The 22,747-nt window shown below is 69.5% G+C and carries 15 protein-coding genes; 11 read left to right on the top strand and 4 right to left on the bottom strand.

The features are described 5' to 3' along the window. Positions 1-79: 79 nt before the first annotated feature. Positions 80-1,336, bottom strand: a complete 1,257-nt coding sequence (locus NBY69_RS06570) for a hypothetical protein (RefSeq protein ID WP_250298838.1) — start codon at positions 1,334-1,336, stop codon at positions 80-82. A 142-nt stretch (positions 1,337-1,478) separates the two neighbouring features. Here NBY69_RS06570 and mtnA point away from each other — a divergent pair, with 142 nt between their 5' ends. From mtnA to NBY69_RS06535, 7 genes are all read left to right on the top strand, one after another. Continuing rightward, the gene (gene mtnA, locus NBY69_RS06565) at positions 1,479-2,588 is read left to right on the top strand and encodes an S-methyl-5-thioribose-1-phosphate isomerase (protein ID WP_250298837.1); all 1,110 of its coding nucleotides are present in this window, start codon (positions 1,479-1,481) and stop codon (positions 2,586-2,588) included. A gap of 15 nt (positions 2,589-2,603) precedes the next feature. Then, positions 2,604-3,281 (top strand): two-component system response regulator MtrA, encoded by a 678-nt coding sequence (gene mtrA / locus NBY69_RS06560; RefSeq protein WP_005486885.1) that lies wholly within the window; start codon positions 2,604-2,606, stop codon positions 3,279-3,281. Between the two features lies 1 nt (position 3,282). Then, entirely contained in the window at positions 3,283-5,310 is a 2,028-nt protein-coding gene (mtrB, locus tag NBY69_RS06555) for an MtrAB system histidine kinase MtrB (RefSeq protein WP_284347872.1), read from the top strand. A 37-nt stretch (positions 5,311-5,347) separates the two neighbouring features. Then, positions 5,348-7,177, top strand: a complete 1,830-nt coding sequence (locus tag NBY69_RS06550) for an LpqB family beta-propeller domain-containing protein (protein ID WP_250298872.1) — start codon at positions 5,348-5,350, stop codon at positions 7,175-7,177. A 194-nt stretch (positions 7,178-7,371) separates the two neighbouring features. Continuing rightward, the gene (locus NBY69_RS06545; RefSeq protein ID WP_250298830.1) at positions 7,372-8,160 is read left to right on the top strand and encodes a ComF family protein; all 789 of its coding nucleotides are present in this window, start codon (positions 7,372-7,374) and stop codon (positions 8,158-8,160) included. A 272-nt stretch (positions 8,161-8,432) separates the two neighbouring features. Continuing rightward, positions 8,433-9,122, top strand: a complete 690-nt coding sequence (gene hpf / locus NBY69_RS06540; RefSeq protein ID WP_250298828.1) for a ribosome hibernation-promoting factor, HPF/YfiA family — start codon at positions 8,433-8,435, stop codon at positions 9,120-9,122. A gap of 184 nt (positions 9,123-9,306) precedes the next feature. Then, positions 9,307-10,038: a response regulator transcription factor gene (locus tag NBY69_RS06535; RefSeq protein WP_250298822.1), complete on the top strand. Its 732-nt coding sequence runs from the start codon at positions 9,307-9,309 to the stop codon at positions 10,036-10,038. Positions 10,039-10,146: 108 nt separating this feature from the next. On the opposite strand, the gene NBY69_RS06530 is transcribed toward NBY69_RS06535, so the two are convergent. Together NBY69_RS06530 and NBY69_RS06525 are read right to left on the bottom strand one after the other, a co-directional pair. Beyond that, on the bottom strand, positions 10,147-11,328 hold the full coding sequence (locus NBY69_RS06530; RefSeq protein ID WP_250298820.1) for a winged helix-turn-helix domain-containing protein: 1,182 nt from the start codon (positions 11,326-11,328) through the stop codon (positions 10,147-10,149). Positions 11,329-11,602: 274 nt separating this feature from the next. Then, entirely contained in the window at positions 11,603-12,178 is a 576-nt protein-coding gene (locus NBY69_RS06525) for a GNAT family N-acetyltransferase (RefSeq protein ID WP_250298818.1), read from the bottom strand. A 281-nt stretch (positions 12,179-12,459) separates the two neighbouring features. Between NBY69_RS06525 and secA the strand changes: the two genes are divergently transcribed. After that, positions 12,460-15,276, top strand: a complete 2,817-nt coding sequence (gene secA, locus NBY69_RS06520; RefSeq protein WP_250298815.1) for a preprotein translocase subunit SecA — start codon at positions 12,460-12,462, stop codon at positions 15,274-15,276. 98 nt (positions 15,277-15,374) lie between these two features. On the opposite strand, the gene NBY69_RS06515 is transcribed toward secA, so the two are convergent. Then, a complete protein-coding gene (locus tag NBY69_RS06515) occupies positions 15,375-15,773 on the bottom strand; it encodes an Rv3235 family protein (RefSeq protein ID WP_250298808.1) in 399 nt (132 codons plus the stop codon). A 337-nt stretch (positions 15,774-16,110) separates the two neighbouring features. Between NBY69_RS06515 and NBY69_RS06510 the strand changes: the two genes are divergently transcribed. The 3 genes from NBY69_RS06510 to NBY69_RS06500 all read left to right on the top strand — a co-directional run bounded on the left by NBY69_RS06510 (position 16,111) and on the right by NBY69_RS06500 (position 22,739). Further along, positions 16,111-16,617, top strand: a complete 507-nt coding sequence (locus NBY69_RS06510) for a DUF6912 family protein (RefSeq protein ID WP_250298807.1) — start codon at positions 16,111-16,113, stop codon at positions 16,615-16,617. A 70-nt stretch (positions 16,618-16,687) separates the two neighbouring features. Beyond that, positions 16,688-17,377 carry an HAD family hydrolase gene (locus tag NBY69_RS06505; RefSeq protein WP_250298805.1) on the top strand — a complete coding sequence of 230 codons (690 nt, stop codon included), beginning with the start codon at positions 16,688-16,690 and terminating at the stop codon, positions 17,375-17,377. A gap of 412 nt (positions 17,378-17,789) precedes the next feature. Next, entirely contained in the window at positions 17,790-22,739 is a 4,950-nt protein-coding gene (locus NBY69_RS06500) for an NAD-glutamate dehydrogenase (RefSeq protein WP_250298803.1), read from the top strand. Positions 22,740-22,747: the final 8 nt, after the last annotated feature.

Below are 22,747 nucleotides of genomic sequence, written 5' to 3'. Positions count from 1 at the left end.
ACCAAAACCGTAGGGACTTCTCCCTGTTGTCCATCGGCGCCGGGGCGAACCTTGTTGTGCCCCGGCGCCGACAGGCCGATCAGTTCTGCGAAGTGTCGTAACCGGGTACACCCGCGGATCGCGCGAGGTCGATGTCGAGGGCTTCGCGGCGGATGCGCTGGTCGATGTAGAGAAGCACCGTCACGCCGGCCGAGAACGGGTAGGCGACTGCTGCGGTGATCACCCCTCCGATGCCACTGACGATCAGATAGGGCCAGCCGAACGCGGGCGAATTGCCCGAGACGAGTTCGGTGACGCTGCTGCCGTCCGCGGCCATGGCGATGGCGTTGAACGGCAGGCTGATGATGCCGGAGAGGACGGAGGTCAGTACAAGAGTGAGCAGCATGATGCCGAAGATCCGCCACCACACGCCCTTCACCAGCTTGACCGAGCGGCGGAGGGCGTCCGCGATGCTCTGTCGTTCCAGCATCAGCGCGGGTCCGGCCAGGCCGACCCAGACCCAGAGCCAGGCCATCACAGCGATCACGGCGAATGCCCCGAGGACGGTGAGCGCGGCGCCTCCCGTGCCCCCGATCAGCAGGCCGGGAAGGATGCCGACCGTCGCGACGACCGCGTAGAGGACAGGCAGCAGCAGGCTCAGTCCGACCAGACGGGGAAGCTGCGGCCTGGCCTCCCGCCAGGCCTCGGACAGCGCCACCGGGCGGCCCAGGACGGAGCGGCTGACGACGATGGCGAGTACGGCCGTGGTGAAGATCGTGCCGATCAGCGAGATCGCGTACACGGGGCCCAGGTCGAGCAGGGTCGTCCGGAGGGCGTCGATGTTCTGGCGCAGCTGCTCGGTGGGACTGGCTCCGGCGTCGATCTGGACGGGGTCGGGGAGCAGGTAGTGCTGGACGAGGATCGAACAGCCCTGGACGACCGCCGCTACGGGAACGGTCAGGCCGAACACGGCGCGCCAGTGGGCGCGCAGGGTCGACACGGCGCCGTCGAGGATCTCTCCGACGCCCAGCGGTCTGAGCGGAATGACGCCGGGCCTGGGTGCGTCGGGCTGACGTCCCCAGCCACCCTGCGGCGGACCACCCCAACTGCCGCTCTGCGGGCGGCCCCAGTTGCCGCTCTGTGATGCTCGTGCGCCCCGGCGCGGGGTCTGCTGAGGGGGGACGGACGCAGTGTCCGGCGGGCTCGGCGTGGTCCACCGGCCGGGCGGTGGCTGGTTGCTGGACCACTTCGGAGCGGTATCGCCCTGGTCGGACGGTTCGGTCGGGCGCGGAACGCCCGGATCCTGACCGTCGGAGGGGGCGGACCCGGGCGAGGCCCGACCCGGAGAGTCGTTCATGGTCGCTCCTTACACATGTCTGCCCACGAGTCGGGGCAGCAGGTTTGGCCGTCTTGGTGTCGTGCGCTGTTCGGCGACGGAGAGGGCCGCACATCCCCATCGCCGCTTCAATTGTCGGTGCCTCACGGGGCAGACTGTGCGGATGGCTGATCAGGACGCGCAAACCTCGTTGGATGCCGGACCTCCGATGATCCCTTCACTGCGTTGGGACGAGCCGCCGGAGGGGCCCGTCCTGGTACTTCTCGACCAGACCCGATTGCCGGGCGAGGAGGTCGAGCTGGTGTGCACGGACGTGCCCGCGCTGGTGCAGGCGATCCAGACGCTGGCGGTCCGGGGTGCACCGCTGTTGGGGGTTGGCGGCGGGTACGGGGTCGCGCTCGCTGCCGTACGCGGGTACGACGTCGACGAGGCCGCCGCGCTGCTGGAGGGTGCGCGGCCGACCGCGGTGAACCTCGGGTACGGGGTGCGCAGGGTGGCTCAGGTGTACCGGGCGGCCGTACGCAACGGCGCGGACGCCGAGGCCGGGGCGGCGGCGGCGCTCGCGGCGGCCAGGGACCTCCACCGGGAGGACGCCGGGGCCAGTGCGGAGATGGCGCTCCGGGGGCTGGAACTGCTCGATGAGCTGCTGCCCGGCGGTGGGCACCGGATTCTGACACACTGCAACACCGGGGCGCTGGTCTCGGCCGGCGAAGGTACGGCTTTCGCCGTGGCCCTGGCAGCACACCGTGCCGGCAGGTTGCGGCGGTTGTGGGTGGACGAGACGCGTCCCCTTCTGCAGGGGGCGCGGTTGACGGCGTACGAGGCGGCCCGCAACGGCATGGCGTACACACTGCTCACCGACAATGCGGCGGGGTCTCTTTTCGCGGCGGGTGAGGTGGACGCGGTGCTGATCGGTGCCGACCGGATCGCCGCCGACGGTTCGGTGGCGAACAAGGTGGGGAGCTACCCGCTGGCGGTGCTGGCCAAGTACCACCACGTGCCGTTCGTCGTGGTGGCTCCCACGACGACGATCGACCTGTCCACGCCGGACGGAGCGTCCATCGAGGTGGAGCAGCGGGCGGGCGGGGAGGTCATGGAATTCGGCGGGGTGCCGGTCGCGCCGCTGGGGACGCAGGCGTACAACCCTGCGTTTGATGTCACACCGCCCGAGCTCGTGACGGCCGTAGTCACGGAGGCAGGGGCGGTTTCGCCTGTCACCGCGGATGCACTCACCGCGTTGTGTGCCAGGTCACGCCAGGTAACGATTAGCTAATGGGATGATGTCAACATGAAGGGACGCGTCCTTGTCGTCGATGACGACACTGCACTTGCCGAGATGCTCGGCATTGTGCTGCGTGGTGAAGGTTTTGAGCCGTCATTTGTAGCGGACGGCGACAAGGCACTGGCTGCATTCCGTGAGGCCAAGCCGGACCTGGTACTGCTCGATCTCATGCTGCCCGGACGGGACGGCATCGAGGTCTGCAGGCTTATCAGGGCCGAGTCAGGTGTGCCGATCGTGATGCTCACGGCGAAGAGCGACACCGTCGATGTGGTGGTGGGGCTCGAATCCGGAGCCGACGACTACATTGTCAAGCCGTTCAAGCCCAAGGAACTGGTCGCCCGTATCCGGGCGAGACTGAGGAGGTCGGAGGAGCCCGCGCCGGAACAGCTGGCGATCGGTGATCTGGTCATCGATGTGGCCGGTCACTCCGTGAAGCGGGAGGGGCAGTCGATCGCCCTGACCCCGCTGGAGTTCGATCTGCTGGTCGCGCTGGCCCGTAAGCCCTGGCAGGTGTTCACCCGTGAGGTGCTGCTGGAGCAGGTGTGGGGGTACCGGCACGCGGCGGACACCAGGCTGGTCAATGTGCATGTCCAGCGGCTGCGGTCGAAGGTCGAGAAGGACCCCGAGCGCCCGGAGATCGTCGTGACCGTCCGTGGTGTCGGTTACAAGGCCGGGCCGAGCTGACATGACCCGAAGCAGTGCTGCTCCGACGCCCGGGGAGCCGGGAGCGCGCACGGAGCGGCCTGCCGGTCGGGAGGCGGACGCCTCTCCCCGGGACACCGTCCCCGCCGGTTCGTCCGGCGGGGGCCCCGGGGCGCGTTCGCGGGGGAGACTCGGCGAGCGTTTCGTACAGGGCGGCCGGCTGTTCCAGGACGGAGCGCCCGGCAGCCCCGTGCTGCGGATGGTGGCGCGTCTGGTGCGCCGTCCGCTGCTTCCCGCTGTGCGGCTGTGGCGGCGGAACATCCAGCTCAGGGTGGTGGCGGGCACGCTGCTGATGTCGCTCGCCGTGGTCCTGGTGCTGGGCGTCGTCGTCATCGGGCAGGTGCGCAACGGGCTGCTCGAAGCCAAGGAGAAGGCGGCCGTCAGCCAGGCCGCCGGTGGTTTCACCGTGGCGAAGGACAAGGCCAACGCGACCGCGGTGGTGGACAGCGAAACGGCCGACAGCGGGGCTTCCAGCAACTCCCGGCAGTGGCGTACCGACCTGGTCGCGCAGCTCGCGAGCGGCGGTCAGGGCGCGTACAACGTGATCACCCTGGCTCCCGCGTCCGAGGAAGCGGGGGCGGGCAACGGCGGGCAGCGTACGTCCGGGCAGGTGAGCCCCGACAGCGTGTCCGAGAAACTGCGCCAGGACGTCGACCAGGGGACGGCCCCGTACAAGACGTACACGGACGTCAAGTATGTCGACGGTCGTCCGCCGGAGCCGGGGCTGATCGTCGGGCAGCGGCTGGAGGACATCGACCACAAGCCGTACCAGCTCTACTACCTCTTCCCGCTCTCGCAGGAGGAGAAGACCCTCAGCCTCGTCAAGCGCACGCTGGCCACCGCGGGACTGTTCGTGGTCGTGCTGCTCGGCGCGATCGCCTGGTTCATGGTGCGGCAGGTGGTGACGCCCGTGCGGATGGCTGCCGGGATCGCCGAGCGGCTCTCCGCGGGCCGCCTGCAGGAGCGGATGAAGGTCACCGGCGAGGACGACATCGCGCGGCTGGGCGAGGCCTTCAACAAGATGGCGCAGAACCTTCAGCTGAAGATCCAGCAGTTGGAGGACCTCTCCCGGATGCAGCGGCGCTTCGTCTCCGATGTGTCGCACGAACTCCGGACGCCGCTGACGACGGTACGGATGGCCGCCGACGTCATCCATGACGCGCGCAGCGATTTCGACCCGGTGACCGCGCGCTCCGCGGAGCTGCTGGGAGACCAGCTGGACCGTTTCGAGTCGCTGCTGGCCGACCTGCTGGAGATCAGCCGTTTCGACGCGGGCGCCGCGGCGCTGGAGGCCGAACCCATCGATCTGCGCGAGACCGTGCGCCGGGTGATATCCGGTGCCGAGCCGCTCGCCGAGCGCAAGGGCAGCCGGATCCGGGTCGTCGGGGACGAGCAGCCCGTGGTCGCCGAGGTCGATGCCCGGCGGATCGAGCGGGTGATGCGCAACCTCGTCGTCAACGCGGTGGAGCACGGCGAGGGCAAGGACGTGGTGGTGCGGTTCGGTGTGGCCGGAGGCGCTGTCGCGGTGGTGGTGCGCGATTACGGGGTGGGGCTCAAGCCGGGCGAGGCGACCCGGGTGTTCAGCCGTTTCTGGCGGGCCGATCCGGCGCGCGCCCGCACCACCGGGGGTACCGGGCTCGGGCTCTCCATCGCGGTCGAGGACGCGCGGCTGCACGGGGGCTGGCTGCAGGCCTGGGGCGAGCCCGGTGGCGGTTCGCAGTTCCGGCTGACTCTGCCGCGTACGGCGGACGAGCCGTTGCGCGGCTCCCCGATACCGCTGGAGCCCGAGGACTCGCGGCGCGGACGTGCGGCGACGGAGGCCGAGGCCGCGGGGCGGCGGGTGGCCGTGCCGGTCCAGCCGGGTCCCGACCGGTCGACGCTGCCGCTGCCGGCTCGGGCGATACCGGCCGATCCGACGGCGCTGCCGGGCAGTGGCGCCCGGGTGGTGCCGCGGGTCGGTGACTCTGCAACGCACGTACCGGACCGGGAGGACACCGCCCGTGGGCGCTGATCGTGGGGGTGGGCGCCGCGGCGCCCGAGGACTGCGGATGTACGTCTGGCTGGGGTGCGGCGGGGTGCTGCTGGCCGGGTGCGCGTCCATGCCGAACAGCGGTGACATCGAAGCGGTCGATCCCTCGCAGCGCAACGATTCGCAGGTCAAGGTGTACGCGGTTCCTCCGAAGGAGGGGGCGGCGCCCGCCGAGATCGTCGACGGTTTCCTGGAGGCGATGACCAGTGACGATCTGCAGTTCGCCACGGCCAGGAAGTATCTGACGAAGGGCGCGTCCCGGAGCTGGGACCCGGGTGCGCGGACCACCGTGCTGGCCGACGGTCCCACCCGCCGGCTGAGTCCGGCGAACGACCGGGACGCGCCGGAGGGCTCTTCCACGTTCGAGCTGACCGGCACGGAAGTCGCTGTGGTCGACAAGCAGCACGCCTACCGGCCGGACAACGGGAAGTACCGGAACGCGATCCATCTGGTCCGGCAGAACGGCAAGGAGTGGCGCATCGACGATCTGCCCGCCGGTCTGCTGCTCAGCCTGTCCGACTTCCAGCGCAACTACCACTCGGTCAACAAGTACTACTTCGCCTCGGCGCCGACGTCCGGAACGCCCGGCCAGGACTGGCTGGTCGCCGACCCCGTCTATCTCCGCCAGGGGATCGACCCCGAGACGCGGATGGATCCGCTGACACAGACGGTCGCCTCGCTGCTCGACGGGCCGACCAACTGGCTTCGGCCGGTGGTGGGTTCACGCTTCCCGGCCGGTACGGCGCTGAAGAAGGGCGTCAAGACGCTGGCGCTCGACGACCGGAACGCGCTGACGGTGCCGCTCAACGACAAGGCGAAGAACGTCGGCCAGGGGCAGTGCCGGATGATGGCCGCCCAACTGCTCTTCACCCTGCGGGACACGACGTCCATGCGGGTCGATCAGGTGGAGCTGGAGCGGGCGGACGGCTCGCAGCTGTGCGTGCTCAGCGCGGATCACGCGGAGGAGTACGCGCCCGACCGCACCTCGGGGACCCCGGCCGGCGAGTACTTCGTCGATGCCAAGGGGCGGCTCGTGGAGATGCAGGTCACCGGGGGCGGCACGTCGGGGCGGACCGATCCCGAGCCGGTCCAGGGGCCGCTCGGGACGGGTGAGAAGCCGCTGAGCACCGTTGCGGTGGCGCGTGACGAGCACCGGGCGGCGGGGGTGTCCAAGGACGGAGGGACGCTGTACACGTCGTCCATCGTCTCGGGCCGCGAGGCGCCGGAACTGCTCTATTCCAGCCACGCCAAGCAGGAGAAGGACCGGCTGTCCGCGCCGAGTTGGGACGGGCGTGGAGATCTGTGGGTGGCTGATCGGGACCCGTCGCATCCGCGGTTGCTGCGGTTCGCCGGGGGATCGGGTGAGCCGCAGAACGTACCGCTCGTCGGGTTGGACGGTGCGCGCATCGAGGGCCTGCGGATGTCGTCGGACGGGGTCCGGATCGCGCTGCTGCTGTTCAAGGACGGACACACGACACTGAAGGTGGGCAGGGTGGTGCGGCACGGCACCGCCGACAATCCCACGGTCCCGGCCGTCGAGGCACTGCGCCCGGCGGCCCCGCAGATGGCCGATGTCACCGCGGTGTCCTGGGCGGGGCGCAGCCGCCTCGTGGTGGTCGGCAAGGAGGCCGGCGGGGTGCAGCAGGTGCGTTATATGCAGGCGGACGGTTCTGTTTCGAGCGTGAATCCGCTGCCGGGCGCGAATCGCATCACGGCTGTTGCCGCTTCGGACGACGACCGGCTGCCGCTGATGGCGCTCTCGGACGAGGACGGAATTGTGCGGATGCCGCCGCGCTCGAATTGGAAGACAGTGGTGACGGAAGGGAAGTCACCCGTCTATCCGGGGTAGTTGCCCTACCAGCGTAGTTGCCGGTGGGGTGTCGGGCACGTCGGTCGGATATCGGTCGGCACGTCGGCCGGCTCGTTGTCCGACATGTGTTGTCCGACGTGTTGTCCGGCGTGCTGTCCAGCTGGTGGTCCGGCCTCCGGGGTGGTTATCCACAGGGGTGGCCCGATGCCTTGTGCCTCGGCAGAGTAGTAGCCGTGCGGAACTGGTGGCGGGAAATCTCGGATCTGGTGCTGCCGGTCGCCTGCGGGGGCTGTGGCAGACCTCGGACGGCGCTCTGCGAGGAGTGCGCCGGGGCGCTGTCCGGCGGCCCGGCGCGCAGGGCGAGACCGGTCCCGGAGCCTGCGGGGCTGCCGGCGGTGTGGGGAGCGGCGGCGTACGAGGACGCGGTGCGCGCGGTGCTGCTCGCGCACAAGGAACGGGGCGCGCTGGGGCTGGCCGGGGCGCTCGGCCGGGCGCTCGCCGGGTCCGTACGGGCGGCCGTGGCCCGGAGCGCGGGTGCGGGGACGCTGCTGCTGGTGCCGGTGCCTTCGGCACGCGGCGCGGTCCGGGCCCGGGGCCATGACGCGGGCCGCAGGATCGCCTGGTCCGCATCGGCCGAGCTGCGCAGGACGGGGACTCCGGCGCGGGTCGTGGCGGCGCTCCGGCAGCGTCGGGGGGTGGCGGATCAGGCGGGGCTGGACGCCCGTCAGCGGCTGGCGAATCTGGCGGGTGCACTGGAAGTGCCTGCCGGGGGCGTACGGCTGCTGGAAGGGGGCAGGGTGGTGTTGGTGGACGATCTGATGACGACCGGGGCTTCGCTGGTGGAGGCGGCGCGGGCCGTGCGGGCGGTGGACGGCAGGGAATTCGGTGGCTGCCCGGAACCGGTCGCTGCGGCCGTTGTCGCGGTGCCACCACTCTCTTTCGAAATAAACCGGAACTGTCCGCGGACTTCCATCGTTGCAGGTAGTGAGGGAGAAAAACCACCGGAACGGGGGTACGCGTGAGTAGCGGGTGCCGATACCCGTCCCCGCGAGCTATGTTCGGTTGTGAGGAATGGCGAAAGCTGTGGCTCACTTGAATGCACGGACGTGCATACAGGCGCTTTCCGGGTTTCGCCGGTTCCGTGGAACTCGGAGATTGGTGGGGTGTGGGGATCTTCCGACGGGGGAGGAGGAGGTGAAAGTCACCAAGTCCGAGACTCCGGTGCTCGCCGGAGTCTGGTGCAAAAGGGAGCTGCTCCGCCAGTGAGCGGAGCGATCCGGGAACGGAGTTCTGCGTGGACATCGTCGTCAAGGGCCGCAAAACCGAGGTACCCGAGCGGTTCCGCAAGCACGTCGCCGAGAAGCTGAAGATTGAGAAGATCCAGAAGCTGGACGCCAAGGTGATCAGCCTTGACGTCGAGGTGTCCAAGGAGCCCAATCCGCGGCAGGCCGACCGTTCGGACCGAGTGGAAATCACGCTGCACTCCCGAGGCCCGGTGATCCGGGCGGAGGCAGCGGCAGGCGACCCGTACGCAGCGCTGGATCTGGCCACGGACAAGTTGGAGGCGCGGCTGCGCAAGCAGAACGAGAAGCGCCACAACCGCAGGGGCGCAGGGCGTATTTCAGCCGCCGAGGTCGTGGATGCCGTGCCGGAGACGGCGCAGATCGACGGCAACGGTGAGTTCATCGCCGACAAGGCGTCCCAGACGATTCCGACCACGAGGATCGGGTCGCTCGAAGTACAGGGCGACGGACCGCTGGTGGTCCGGGAGAAGACGCACGTCGCAGCAGCGATGTCACTCGACCAGGCGCTCTACGAGATGGAGTTGGTCGGGCACGACTTCTATCTGTTCGTCGACGCGGACACGAAGGAGCCCAGTGTCGTCTACCGGCGGCACGCCTACGACTACGGTGTCATTCACCTGATGACCGACCCGCTCGCCGACATGGAGGCGGCCGGCGCCGGCGGTGCGCTCGGCGGATGACTTCATGAACCGTGCGGTGCCCCTGGAAGTGCGTCCACGTACCCCGGGGGCACCGGCGTGCGGGTTCGGATCACCGTTCCGTCGTCGCGGCATGAAATCATGGCGTCACGCGCCAATCAGTGCTCTGTGAGCCGTGGTTGGCGTGGTACACGAACTTCTGGCCATGGCTTCAGGGGGAGGAACGATGGCGGACAGCTTCGGTCCGGTGCACGACGAGGATGAGGGCCCCATGGACCATGATCCGGCTTCGGGCAGGGAACCGATCAGGGTCCTGGTGGTCGACGACCACGCGCTCTTCCGGCGCGGTCTGGAGATCGTCCTCGCCGCGGAGGAGGACATCCAGGTGATCGGCGAGGCGGGTGACGGAGCGGAAGCGGTGGACAAGGCCGCCGATCTGCTGCCGGACATCGTGCTGATGGATGTACGGATGCCCAAGCGGGGTGGCATCGAGGCGTGCACGGCCATCAAGGAAGTGGCACCCAGCGCGAAGATCATCATGCTGACGATCAGCGACGAGGAGGCCGACCTCTACGACGCGATCAAGGCCGGGGCCACGGGATATCTCCTGAAGGAGATCTCGACCGACGAAGTCGCCACGGCGATCCGGGCGGTGGCGGACGGGCAGTCGCAGATCAGCCCTTCCATGGCGTCGAAACTGCTCACCGAGTTCAAGTCGATGATCCAGCGGACGGACGAGCGTCGGCTCGTACCGGCGCCGCGGCTCACCGAACGCGAGCTGGAAGTACTGAAGTTGGTGGCCACGGGGATGAACAACCGGGACATCGCCAAGGAGTTGTTCATCTCCGAGAACACTGTGAAGAACCATGTGCGCAACATCCTGGAGAAGCTCCAGCTGCACTCCCGGATGGAAGCGGTGGTGTACGCGATGCGGGAGAAGATTCTCGAAATCCGCTGAGCGGTGCCCCGGGGCAAGGTGGTCCCGCCGGTCGCCTGCCGCCTGCCGCCTGCCGCCTGCCGCCGGTCGCCTGCCGTCGGCCGCAGTCGCCGGTCGGCCGGCCGTCGGTCAGCTCGTCGGCAGGGTTTCTGCCAGGGCCTCGGCCAGTGGGGCCCGCAGCTCCGGGGCGTTCATACGCTCGACTCGCACATCCGTGCAGCCGACCCAGGCAGCCGCCTCGGCCAGGGCCTCGGCCATCGGCCGGGCCGCCTTCGCGTGGTCCAGGGAGACCTGCCGGGCCACCAGCGTGGTGCCCTCGCGCGCAGGATCGGCCCGCCCCACCAGCTTTCCGCCCGCCAGCAGCGGCATGGAGTAGTACCCGTGGATCCGCTTGGGCTTGGGGACGTACGCCTCCAGGCGGTGGGTGAAGCCGAAGATCCGTTCCGTACGGGCGCGTTCCCAGATCAGTGAGTCGAAGGGGGAGAGCAGGGTCGTACGGTGCCGGCCGCGCGGTGGGGACGACAGCGCCTCCGGGTCGGCCCAGGCAGGCTTGGACCAGCCCTGGACGCTCACGGGCACGAGCCCCGAATCCGCTACCACCGCGTCGAACTGTTCGCCCTTGAGGCGGTGGTAGTCCGCGAGGTCCGTACGGGTCCCGACGCCCAGGGACCTGCCCGCGAGGGCGACCAGCCGGCGGACGCACTCCAGGTCGTCCAGATCGTCATGGAGGAGGGCGCCGGGGATCGCGCGCTCGGCCAGGTCGTACACCCGCTTCCAGCTGCGCCGCTCGGTGCACACCACCTCGCCGTACATCAGCGCCCGCTCGACCGCGACCTTCGAGGCCGACCAGTCCCACCACTCGCCGCCGTTCTTCGCGCCTCCCAGCTCGGTGGCGGTCAGGGGGCCCTCCGCGCGCAGCTGCTCGATCACGGTCTCGTAGGCGGTCTCGGGGAGTTCGTGGTTCCAGTGCGGGCGGTCGCGGTACGCGCGGCGGCGGAAGGCGAAGTGCGGCCACTCCTCGACGGGCAGGATGCAGGCCGCGTGCGACCAGTACTCGAAGGAGTGGCCCCCGGTCCAGTACGCGTCGTCGACGGTTCTGCGGCCCACGGCGCCCAGCCGGGCGTACGGAATCAGCTCGTGCGAGCGGGCCAGCACGGAGATGGTGTCCAGCTGTACCGCGCCGAGGTGGCGCAGTACTCCGCGCACCCCGCCCCGCCGGTCGGGAGCGCCCAGGAATCCCTGGGCGCGCAGTGCGATCCGTCGGGCTTCGTCGGCGGAGAGTTCGACGGCTGGGGGCGGCACGGGAGTCATGCACGGAACGATAGGCCGCGGCACTGACAGCCGGACCGGGCCGTCGGATGTCCGGGGCGGTCCGGGGCGGTCCGGGGCGGGGTGGTGCGGCGCGGAAGGGACGGCGTCGGACCGGCCGGAGCCCGACACCGGAGCCCGACGGCCGTGGTCCGACGGCCGTGGTCCGACGGCCGGGGCACGATGCCTGGGCCCGAGGTCCGACGGCCGTGGTCCGAAGTCCACCACCGTCGGGCCGCGGGCCACGGAGTCCACGCCCGACCTCGCGCCCCGGATCTCAGGCTCGCGCGGGCAGGTACGCGTGCTCGGCGGAGAGCCCCAGGTCGGAGGGGAGCAGGGCGCCTACCCAGGCGTCCCTGCGGGTGCCCTTGTTCAGCAGGTCCGAGCGCAGTACGCCCTCGACCTGGAATCCGGCCTTCTCCGCCACGGCCCGCGAGCCCACGTTGCCGACCTCGGCCCGCCACTCCAGGCGTTCGACGCCCAGAGCGCTCAGCGTGTGGTGCGCCAGTACGGACACCGCCTCCGCCGTGTATCCCTGGCCCCGGTGTTCCTTCGCCGTCCAGAATCCGATCTCCCACGTATGAGAGGGCCCGCGCTGGAAGACGGAGATCGCACCTATCAGCGGGCCGCCCTCGCGCGGCTGTACCGCGAAGGCCAGGTTGGTGCCCGACTCCCAGCCGGTCGGGACGATGGTGCCGACGAAGTTCTCCGCGTCCTTGCGCGCGTACGGCGAGGGCACGATCGTCCAGCGCTGGATGTCGGGGTCCTGGCAGGACCGGAACACACTCTCGGCGTCGGTGGGGGTGAAAGGGCGCAGCAGCAGGCGCTCGGATGTCAGAGTGAAGGGCTCCATCGCTGGATTCTCCGCTCCGGGCCGGACCGGGCGCCATGCCTTTTTGAGGTTCTCCCGGCACCTTCCGGACGCCCCGACCGTTGTCCTGAGCGGCAGGCCTCCCGGCGCGGCGGGGTCCTCGCTTACGATGGCCGTTGCTCTACCCCGGTTTGCCGCGTGAAAGTAAGCCGGGCTCCCTGGTCGGCCTTGTTTCTCCGGCCGGGGTCCGGGGGTAGCACCCCGGGAGGTTCAGCCCATGAACTCGACCGCGCCAGGCCCGACCGGCAAGGAGACCAACCCCCGTGTCCGTCTTCAACAAGCTCATGCGTGCAGGCGAAGGAAAGATCCTGCGCAAGCTGCACCGCATTGCGGACCAGGTCAACTCCATCGAAGAGGATTTCGTCAACCTCTCCGACGCCGAGCTGCGGGCCCTCACTGACGAGTACAAGCAGCGGTACGCCGACGGTGAAAGCCTCGACGACCTGCTTCCCGAGGCGTTCGCGACGGTCCGCGAGGCCGCCAAGCGTGTCCTCGGCCAGCGCCACTACGACGTCCAGATGCTGGGCGGCGCCGCCCTGCACCTCGGCTATGTCGCCGAGATGAAGACCGGTGAGGGCAAGACCCTCGTCGGCACGCTCCCCGCCTATCTGAACGCGCTGTCCGGCAAGGGCGTCCACCTGATCACGGTGAACGACTACCTGGCCGAGCGTGACTCCGAGATGATGGGCAGGGTCCACAAGTTCCTGGGGCTCGAAGTCGGCTGCATCATCGCCAACATGACCCCGGCGCAGCGCCGTGAGCAGTACGCCTGCGACATCACGTACGGGACGAACAACGAATTCGGCTTCGACTACCTCCGCGACAACATGGCGTGGTCCCAGGACGAGCTCGTCCAGCGCGGCCACAACTACGCCATCGTCGACGAGGTCGACTCGATCCTGGTCGACGAGGCCCGTACGCCGTTGATCATCTCCGGCCCCGCCGATCAGGCCACCAAGTGGTACGGCGACTTCGCCAAGCTCGTCACGCGTCTGACGAAGGGCGAGGCGGGCAACCAGCTCAAGGGCATCGAGGAGACCGGCGACTACGAGGTCGACGAGAAGAAGCGCACGGTCGCCATCCACGAGCCCGGTGTCGCCAAGGTCGAGGACTGGCTGGGCATCGACAACCTCTACGAGTCGGTGAACACCCCGCTCGTCGGTTACCTCAACAACGCCATCAAGGCCAAGGAGCTCTTCAAGAACGACAAGGACTACGTCGTCATCGACGGCGAAGTCATGATCGTCGACGAGCACACCGGCCGTATCCTCGCGGGCCGCCGTTACAACGAGGGCATGCACCAGGCGATCGAGGCGAAGGAAGGGGTGGACATCAAGGACGAGAACCAGACGCTCGCGACGATCACCCTGCAGAACTTCTTCCGCCTCTACGGCAAGCTCTCCGGCATGACCGGTACGGCCATGACCGAGGCCGCCGAGTTCCACCAGATCTACAAGCTCGGTGTCGTCCCGATCCCGACGAACAAGCCGATGGTCCGCATGGACCAGTCCGACCTGATCTACCGCACCGAGGTCGCCAAGTTCGACGCGGTCGTCGAGGACATCGCCGAGAAGCACGAGAAGGGCCAGCCGATCCTGGTCGGCACCACCTCGGTCGAGAAGTCCGAGTACCTCTCGCAGCAGCTGTCCAAGCGCGGGGTGCAGCACGAGGTGCTCAACGCCAAGCAGCACGACCGTGAGGCGCCGATCATCGCCCAGGCCGGCCGCAAGGGTGCCGTCACCGTCGCCACGAACATGGCCGGCCGTGGTACGGACATCAAGCTCGGCGGCAACCCGGACGACCTCGCCGAGGCGGAGCTGCGCCAGCGCGGCCTCGATCCGGACGAGAACGTCGAGGAGTGGGCCGCCGCGCTGCCCGCCGCGCTGGAGAACGCCGAGCGGGCGGTCAAGGCCGAGCACGACGAGGTCAAGGACCTCGGCGGGCTGTACGTGCTGGGTACCGAGCGGCACGAGTCGCGCCGTATCGACAACCAGCTGCGTGGTCGTTCCGGACGCCAGGGTGACCCGGGCGAGTCCCGTTTCTACCTCTCGCTCGGTGACGACCTGATGCGGCTGTTCAAGGCGCAGATGGTCGAGCGCGTGATGGCGATGGCCAACGTGCCCGACAACGTACCGATCGAGAACAAGATGGTGACGCGTGCCATCGCGTCCGCCCAGTCGCAGGTCGAGCAGCAGAACTTCGAGACGCGTAAGAACGTCCTGAAGTACGACGAGGTGCTCAACCGCCAGCGTGAGGTCATCTACGGCGAGCGCCGCCGGGTCCTGGAGGGCGAGGACCTGCACGAGCAGGTGCAGCACTTCATGGACGACACCATCGACGCGTACATCCAGGCGGAGACCGTCGAGGGCTTCGCCGAGGAGTGGGACCTGGACCGGCTCTGGAACGCGTTCAAGCAGCTCTACCCGGTGAAGGTCACCGTCGAGGAGCTGGAGGACGCGGCGGGCGACCGCGCGGGCATCACCGCCGAGTTCATCGGCGAGTCGATCAAGGACGACATCCACGACCAGTACGCGGGCCGTGAGGAGCAGCTCGGCTCCGACATCATGCGTGAGCTGGAGCGGCGCGTGGTGCTGTCGGTGCTGGACCGCAAGTGGCGTGAGCACCTCTACGAGATGGACTATCTCCAGGAGGGCATCGGCCTGCGTGCCATGGCGCAGAAGGACCCGCTGGTCGAGTACCAGCGCGAGGGCTTCGACATGTTCAACGCCATGATGGAGGGCATCAAGGAGGAGTCCGTCGGCTATCTGTTCAACCTGGAGGTCCAGGTCGAGCAGCAGGTCGAGGAGGTCCCGGTCCAGGACGAGGCCGAGAAGACCTCTCTGGACAAGCAGGACGCCGTGCCCGCGGGTGCGCGTCCGGAGATCCGGGCCAAGGGCCTGGAGGCCCCTCAGCGGCCCGACAGGCTGCACTTCTCGGCTCCCACGGTGGACGGTGAGGGCGGTGTCGTCGAGGGCGACTTTGAGAGCGAGGACGGAGCGTCCCGCTCGGAGGCGGACGGTATGACGCGTGCCGAGCGCCGGAAGGCGCAGAAGGGCGGCGGTCGCCGCCGCAAGAAGTAGCGCCGCGGCGAGACGTATCGCCCGCAGCAAGCCGTACGAGCCGGGGCCGGAACCTCAGAGTCTGTGGGGTTCCGGCCCCGGCTGTCTCCGCGGGCGGTTCATACGCAGGCCCGCTCGCCGCCCAGCTCCACCGCGGCGCACCGCCAGCGCAGGTCGGCGCCCTGTTCCAGGCGGAACGCCATCGCCTGTACGTGCTCGCCCGACCCGATGCGGGCGAACGCCTCGATGACGCCGGGTGCGGGGACGAACTCGCCGCAGTGGCGTACGACGGGCCTGAGGCCCGGTGCCCGCAGAGGCGTTCCCGGGGCCAGCAGCACCAGCTGTTCGTACGCCTCGCCGATGGTGTGGCCGAGCATCCAGTGCACCGGCCGCTGCCCGCTGAGCACCGCGAGGAGCCGTTCGGCGAACCAGTAGTGCGGCTTGAGCCGCCGCCGCTGGAGTGGGGTGGTGCGCGGGCCGTGCTGGTCGTGCCTGCCTGCGGGCCTGGTCCGGTTCATGAAGTGAGCGCCCCGTTCTGCTGTGCCCGGTGTTTATACCGGGCAGTAACTTCTGCTGGGTTTCTTCTACGGGCATACGGAAGCCGGGGCAAGGCGGGCACCGCCGCCCTGCCCCTGGCACCGAACATCACCTATCCGGGTGGCCGGCCCGTGCCAGAGAGGGGCTCGGGCGGGTGCCGGTCATCCTGGGGTGGACGCCTGCGGGGCCTCTCCAGTCACCACGATGGGGGACTCGGTACGTATCCTGGGTGCCTTCACCCGGGCTCCGTGCCCGGCTCCTCACCTGGGCCCGACCGGTTCGCGCCGGGTGCCCGTACGACGACGAAAGCGGCCGGCCATGCGTGTGTACGTCCCACTGACCCTCCCCGGTCTCGCAGCGGCGCACGCGGCGGGCGAGCTGGGCCCCGGCCCGCTGACCGCCTATGCCGTCACCCCCGGCCTGCGGGAGTGGTACGTCTCCGACGACATCGAGGAACTGGAGTACGCCGCGCTGAACCGCGCCGCGTCCGCCTCGCTGCGGCTGCTCGCCGGGGCGCCGGACATCGCCCGCCGCCGGATCGTCGTCGCCGTCGACGTGCCGGACCAGGACGCGGTCGCGGACCCCGACCGCGGGCTGGAGGCGGGCGCGCTGGGTGAGGTGCGGATCGCTTCCGCGGTGCCGCTGTCCAAGGCGGCGGCCGTCCATGCCGACGCCGACGACGCCGAGGCCGATGTCGCCGCGGCGGCTGCCGCGCTGGGAGCGGCGGACCACGGGGACGACGACGCCCAGTTCACGGTGGACGGCGCCGACGACCACGAACTGCTCTGGTTCGGGGTGCAGGAGATCCCCGGCCTGATCGGCTGAGCGGCCCGTTGTCAGACCCTGCGCGTACCGTTCTGGATGGGACGTGGGAACGAACGGGGGGACCGACGCAATGACGACACACGAGGGCACGGGTCCGGGCGCCGGCACCGGCACGCACATCGTCTGGGACTGGAACGGCACGCTGTTCCACGACATCGACGCCGTGATCCGGGCGACGAACGCCTCGTTCGCGGAGATCGGCCTGCCGCCGATCACGCTGGAGCGCTACCGCGAGCTGTACTGCGTGCCGGTACCGCGCTTCTACGAGCGGCTGATGGGCCGACCGCCGACGGACGCCGAGTGGACCGTCATGGACGAGGCGTTCCACCGGCACTACTGGGCGCTGGCGGAGAGCGCCGGTCTCGCCGCGGGCGCGGAGCAACTGCTCACCGACTGGCAGGCATCGGGGCTCACCCAGTCCCTGTGTTCGCTGGCGCCGCACGAGCATCTGATACCGATCGTGCGGACCCACGGCATCGAGCGGCACTTCCTGCGCGTGGACGGAAGGACCGGCCCGTCGAGTGCGGGCAAGGCGGAGCACATGGTGCGCCACCTCGCCGCGCTGGAAGGGGTCAGTCCCGGACGCACCGTGGTCATCGGGGACGCGGTCGACGACGCGGTGGCAGCCGCGCACGCCGGGGCGCGGGCCGTGCTCTACACCGGGGGTTCGCACAGCCGGGCCAGTCTGGAGACCGCCGGGGTGCCGGTCGTCGACTCGCTGGCGGCTGCCGTGAGAGCAGCGCGGGAGTGGGCGCTGTAAGGCGGTCGCAGGGGCTTCCCCCCGGGGGATTTCCCGGGGGCTTCGGCGGGGGTTTCGCCGGACGGTGGACGGCCGTGCACGCACTTGTCCAAAGTGTCGAAGTGTGACTCCTGGACTTGTACGGATACGGCTCGTGACGCTCACCGGTCCGGGGGAGATAGCCTGGTGCCGTGATCAGCGCGATATCTCGCGGGGGCATCGACGCCTCCGCCCCGCGCCCGGAGCACTACGGTGTCCGGGCTATCGCTGGCACCCCTGACCCGGACAGGCCTCCGAAATTGGCCAATAACGTCCCGGGTATCTCATCGCGGCATAACGTCGACTCCGACCGGATACCTCGCGTCGTGGTCGTGGCGTTGTGCTGCTTCTTTCACCTACGTCACGCAACGGCGCGCGACAGGAGCCAGAGGACATGCAGACCAAGCTGGACGAAGCCAAGGCCGAACTGCTCGCACGGGCAGCCCTGGTAGCTGAGAACGGCCCGGCCGGAGGGCAACTTCCGAGCGGGTCCACGAGCGGCGGGAGTCCGGACCGGGACCGCGTCCTTGCCTACCTCCAGCGCTATTACCTGCACACCGCTCCGGAGGACCTGGACAACCGCGATCCCGAGGATGTCTTCGGCGCGGCGCTCTCGCACTACCGGCTCGCCGAGAAGCGCCCGCAGGGCACCGCGAACGTCAAGGTGCACACCCCGACCGTCGAGGAGAACGGCTGGACCTGCAGCCACTCGGTCGTCGAGGTCGTCACCGACGACATGCCCTTCCTCGTCGACTCGGTCACCAACGAGCTGACGCGTCAGGGCCGCGGCATCCACGTCGTGATCCACCCGCAGGTCGTCGTACGCCGTGACCTCACCGGCCAGCTCATCGAGGTGCTCGGCAAGGACGAGAGCGGCGAGGGCCTGCACGACGCCCTCGTCGAGTCCTGGATCCACGTCGAGATCGACCGCGAGACCGACCGCGCCGATCTGAAGCAGATCACCGCCGACCTCCTCCGGGTGCTCTCCGACGTACGGGAGACCGTCGAGGACTGGGAGAAGATGCGCGACTCCGCGCTGCGCATCGCCGACGAGCTGCCTGCCGAGCCCCAGGCCGGTGACCTGTCCGAGCGTGAGCTGGAGGAGGCCCGCGAGCTGCTGCGCTGGCTCGCCGCCGACCACTTCACCTTCCTCGGCTACCGCGAGTACCAGCTGACGGACGACGACTCGCTGACCGCGGTGCCCGGCACCGGCCTCGGTATCCTGCGCTCCGACCCGCACCGCAGCGTCGACGAGGAGCACCCGGTCTCGCCGTCGTTCAGCCGGCTGACCGCCGACGCCCGCGCCAAGGCCCGTGAGCACAAGCTCCTGGTGCTCACCAAGGCCAACAGCCGCTCCACGGTCCACCGCCCGAGCTACCTCGACTACGTCGGCGTGAAGAAGTTCGACGAGAAGGGGAATGTCGTCGGTGAGCGGCGCTTCCTCGGGCTGTTCTCGTCCGCCGCGTACACCGAGTCCGTCCGCCGGGTACCCGTCATCCGCCGCAAGGTCGCCGAGGTCCTCGAAGGCGCGGGCTTCACGCCCAACAGCCATGACGGCCGGGACCTGCTGCAGATCCTGGAGACGTACCCGCGCGACGAGCTCTTCCAGACGCCGGTCGACCAGCTGCGCTCCATCGTCACCAGCGTGCTCTACCTCCAGGAGCGGCGGCGGCTGCGGCTCTACCTGCGCCAGGACGAGTACGGCCGCTACTACTCCGCGCTCATCTACCTGCCGCGCGACCGCTACACCACGGCGGTACGACTGCGCCTGATCGACATCCTCAAGGAAGAACTCGGCGGTACCAGCGTCGACTTCACCGCCCGCAACACCGAGTCGATCCTCTCCCGGCTGCACTTCGTGGTCCGGGTACCGGCGGGCACCGAGCTGACCGAGCTCACCGACGCCGACACGGACCGCATCGAGGCCCGGCTGGTGGAGGCCGCCCGCTCCTGGGCCGACGGTTTCGGCGAGGCGCTGACCGCCGAGTGCGGTGAGGAGCGCGCCGCCGCGCTGCTGCGCCGCTACGGGCAGTCCTTCCCCGAGGGCTACAAGGCCGACCACTCGCCGCGCGCCGCGGTCGCGGACCTGGGCCGCCTCGAACAGCTCGGAACGGGCGGCAAGGACTTCGCCCTCTCGCTGTACGAGCCGGTGGGCGCGGCCCCCGGCGAGCGTCGCTTCAAGATCTACCGGACCGGTTCGCAGGTCTCCCTCTCCGCCGTGCTCCCGGTGCTCCAGCGCCTGGGCGTCGAGGTCACCGACGAGCGCCCGTACGAGCTCCGCTGCTCGGACGGTACACACGCGTGGATCTACGACTTCGGACTGCGGCTGCCGCAGGTCGCCGGCGGCACCGGTGACCACCTCGGTGACGACGCCCGGGAGCGGGTCCAGGACGCGTTCGCCGCGACGTGGACGGGCGAGGCCGAGAACGACGGCTTCAACGCCCTGGTGCTGGGCGCCGGGCTGACCTGGCGGCAGGCCATGGTGCTGCGCGCGTACGCGAAGTACCTGCGGCAGGCCGGATCGACCTTCAGCCAGGACTACATGGAGGACACCCTCCGCAACAACGTCCACACCACCCGGCTGCTCGTCTCGCTCTTCGAGGCGCGGATGTCGCCGGGCCGCCAGCGGGCCGGTACCGAGCTGACCGACGGGCTGCTCGAAGAGCTCGACGGCGCCCTGGACCAGGTGGCGAGCCTCGACGAGGACCGGATCCTGCGGTCCTTCCTGACCGTCATCAAGGCCACGCTCAGGACCAACTTCTTCCAGGAGGCGGAGCCGGGCCAGCAGCACTCCTACGTCTCGATGAAGTTCGACCCGCAGGCCATCCCGGATCTCCCCGCGCCCCGCCCGGCGTTCGAGATCTGGGTGTACTCGCCGCGCGTCGAGGGCGTGCACCTGCGCTTCGGCAAGGTCGCCCGAGGCGGTCTGCGCTGGTCCGACCGGCGTGAGGACTTCCGCACGGAGGTGCTCGGCCTGGTCAAGGCGCAGATGGTCAAGAACACCGTGATCGTGCCGGTCGGCGCGAAGGGCGGCTTCGTCGCCAAGCAGCTGCCCGACCCGTCCGTGGACCGGGACGCCTGGATGGCCGAGGGCATCGCGGCGTACAAGACCTTCATCTCCGCGCTGCTCGACATCACGGACAACCTGGTGGCCGGCGAGGTCGTGCCGCCCGCCGGTGTCGTACGGCACGACGAGGACGACACCTACCTCGTCGTCGCGGCCGACAAGGGCACCGCGACCTTCTCCGACATCGCCAACGCGGTCGCCGAGTCGTACAACTTCTGGCTCGGGGACGCCTTCGCGTCGGGCGGCTCCGCGGGCTACGACCACAAGGGCATGGGCATCACGGCCCGCGGCGCCTGGGAGTCCGTCAAGCGGCACTTCCGGGAGCTCGGCCACGACACCCAGACCCAGGACTTCACCACGGTCGGCGTCGGCGACATGTCCGGTGACGTCTTCGGCAACGGCATGCTGCTCTCCGAGCACATCCGCCTGGTCGCCGCCTTCGACCACCGGCACATCTTCATCGACCCGACGCCGGACGCCGCCACCTCGTACGCGGAGCGGCGCAGGCTGTTCGACCTGCCGCGTTCCTCGTGGGCGGACTACGACACCGGACTGCTCTCGCCGGGCGGTGGCGTCCACCCCCGCAGCGCCAAGTCGATCCCGCTGAACGCGCACGTCCGCGAGGCGCTCGGGATCGAGTCGGGCGTGGCCAAGATGACCCCGGCCGACCTGATGCAGGCGATCCTCAAGGCCCCCGTGGACCTGGTGTGGAACGGCGGCATCGGCACCTACGTGAAGTCCTCCGCCGAGTCCAACGCGGACGTCGGCGACAAGGCGAACGACGCCATCCGCGTCAACGGCGAGGACCTGCGGGCCAAGGTCGTCGGTGAGGGCGGCAACCTGGGCCTGACCCAGCTCGGCCGCATCGAGTACGCCAGGTCGGGCGGCGACGGCTCCGGCGGCAAGATCAACACCGACGCGATCGACAACAGCGCGGGCGTGGACACCTCCGACCACGAGGTGAACATCAAGATCCTGCTCAACGGGCTGGTCACCGAGGGCGATCTGACCGTCAAGCAGCGGAACCAGATCCTGGCCTCGATGACCGACGAGGTCGGTGTCCTGGTGCTGCGCAACAACTACGCGCAGAACACCGCCCTCGCCAACGCCGTGGCCCAGGCCCCGTCGCTGCTCCACGCCCACCAGCGCTTCATGCGCAGGCTGGGCCGCGACGGGCACCTGAACAGGGCGCTGGAGTTCCTGCCGACCGACCGCCAGGTCCGTGAACTCCTCAACGGCGGGAAGGGGCTGAGCCAGCCCGAGCTGGCCGTGCTCCTCGCGTACACCAAGATCACCGCCGCCCAGGAGCTGATCTCCACCGATCTGCCGGACGACCCGTACCTGCAGAAGCTGGTGCACGCCTACTTCCCGAAGCAGCTGAGCGAGCGCTACTACGAGGCGATCGAAGGGCACGCGCTGCGGCGCGAGATCATCACCACGGTCCTCGTCAACGACACGGTGAACACCGGTGGTTCGACCTTCCTGCACCGGCTGCGGGAGGAGACCGGGGCCTCGATCGAGGAGATCGTGCGGGCACAGGCAGCGGCCCGGGAGATCTTCGGCCTGGCCGAGGTCTGGGACGCCGTCGAGGCGCTGGACAACAAGGTCGCGGCCGGCATCCAGACCAGGATCAGGCTCCACTCGCGCCGTCTCGTCGAGCGCGGCGCGCGCTGGCTGCTGGGCAACCGCCCGCAGCCGCTGGACCTGAGCGAGACCATCGCCTTCTTCACCGAGGGCGTGGCGAAGGTCTGGGCCGACCTGCCGAAGATGCTCAAGGGCGCCGACCAGGAGTGGTACCAGGGCATCCTGGACGAGCTGACGGCCGAGGGCGTGCCGGAGGAACTGGCCCGCCGGGTCGCCGGGTTCTCCTCCGTCTTCCCGGCGCTGGACATCGTGGCCATCGCGGACCGTACGGACAAGGACCCGATGGCGGTCGCCGAGGTGTACTACGACCTCGGGAACCGGCTGGCGATCACCCAGCTGATGGACCGGATCATCGAGCTGCCGCGGGCCGACCGCTGGCAGTCCATGGCCCGCGCCTCCATCCGCGAGGACCTGTACGCGGCGCACGCCGGGCTCACCCTGGACGTGCTGTCCGTGGGGGACGGCGCATCGACTCCCGAGCAGCGGTTCAAGGCCTGGGAGGAGAAGAACGCCTCGATCCTGGGCCGTTCGCGCACCACGCTCGACGAGATCCAGTCCTCGGACGCCTTCGACCTGGCGAACCTGTCGGTCGCGATGCGGACGATGCGCTCGCTGCTGCGTACGCACATCTGACGCCCGAT

The organism is Streptomyces sp. A 4/2 (assembly GCF_940670765.1).
Classification (GTDB): Bacteria; Actinomycetota; Actinomycetes; order Streptomycetales; family Streptomycetaceae; genus Streptomyces.
The sequence above is the reverse complement of the archived record's forward strand: the minus strand, read 5'-3'. Positions and strand labels throughout refer to the sequence as shown.